Genomic DNA, 1340 nt, shown 5'->3' on the forward strand with positions numbered 1-1340 from the left:
CCCCCCGCCGCTGGCCGGGCATTGCGCTCGGCGCCGGCCCGCGCGGCAGCATCGCCCTGGTCCGCGCGGCACGCGCGCAAGCCGTGCTGTCCGGCCGCGACTTCGTGATCCCCGACGACATCCGCGACGTGGCCAAGCCGGCCCTGCGCCACCGCATCGCCCTGGCCCCGGAACTACAGATCGAAGGCCAGAGCGCCGACGACGCCCTCGGTGGGTTGCTGGCCAAGGTGGAGGCGCCGCGGAAATGAGCGGGGAGTCGGGAATGGGGAATCGGGAATGGGAAAAGCCGGGGTTCCCGGCGTTGCCCGTAATTCCCGATTGCAGTGAGCTGACGAACGCAGCGATGCGTCGCGCTGCAGCCCTGCCGCTTTTCCCATTCCCGATTCCCCATTCCCCACTCCCGGCCCCCAAGCGATGAGACCCACCCCGCTCCTGCTGGCCCTGCTCGCGCTGTGGGCGCTGTACGGCCTGGCCGTGGCGCTGGGCTGGCTGCCGCTGTGGAGCTGGCAGGCGGTCGCAGCGGGTATCGCGTTGGTCGCGGCGCTGGATGCATGGCGGCTGTGGCGCCGGCCGACGCCGCAGGTGCGCCGCGAGCTGCCCGAAGCGCTGCCGCTGGGTGTGCAGCGCGACGTGGTGCTGCACCTGGACAGCGCGCAGCGCCAGCGCGTGGACCTGTTCGACCTGGTGCCCAGTGGCTGGGAGCTGCAGGGCCTGCCGCAGCGCATGACCCTGCCCGCCGCGCATCAGACCCAGGTGCGCTACCAACTGCGTCCGACCGCGCGCGGCCGCTTCGTCTTCGACGGCACCCACCTGCGCCTGCATGCGCCCTGGCGCCTGTGGTGGCAGCAGCGCCTGGCCGGGTCCGCGCAGACCGTGCGCGTGTATCCGAACTTCGCGCCGCTGACCCGCTTCGCCCTGTTCAGCGCCGAACAGGCCTCGCGCCTGGTCGGCGCGCACCTGAAGCGGCGCCGCGGCGAAGGCACCGACTTCCACCAGATGCGCGAATACCGGGTCGGCGACAGCCTGCGCCAGATCGACTGGAAGGCGACCTCGCGCGCGCGCAAGCTGATCTCGCGCGAGTACCAGGACGAGAAGAACCAGCAGTTGCTGATGCTGATCGACACCGGGCGGCGCATGCTGGCCAGCGAGCGTGGCCTGTCGCACTTCGACCATGTGCTCAACGCCGCGCTGGTGGTGTCGTACCTGGCGCTGCGCCAGGGCGATGCGGTGGGCATGATGGCCAGCGGCAGCGACGCGCGCTGGGTGGCGCCGCAACGCGGCATGGCCACCGTCGACGTGCTGCTGCGCGCCAGCTACGACCTGCAGCCGCAGCCGGTGGC

Annotated in this window: 1 protein-coding gene and 1 pseudogene; both read left to right on the forward strand. The window is 71.9% G+C overall.

The window, feature by feature from the left end; genetic code table 11:
* Positions 1 to 248: pseudogene (locus tag D180_RS12945) on the forward strand (AAA family ATPase); the annotation flags it as partial.
* A gap of 166 nt (positions 249 to 414) precedes the next feature.
* Positions 415 to 1340: DUF58 domain-containing protein (locus D180_RS12950; protein ID WP_017913119.1), on the forward strand; the 926-nt coding region annotated here is incomplete at its 3' end.

Source organism: Xanthomonas sp. SHU 166 (assembly GCF_000364685.1).
GTDB lineage: Bacteria > Pseudomonadota > Gammaproteobacteria > Xanthomonadales > Xanthomonadaceae > Xanthomonas_A > Xanthomonas_A sontii.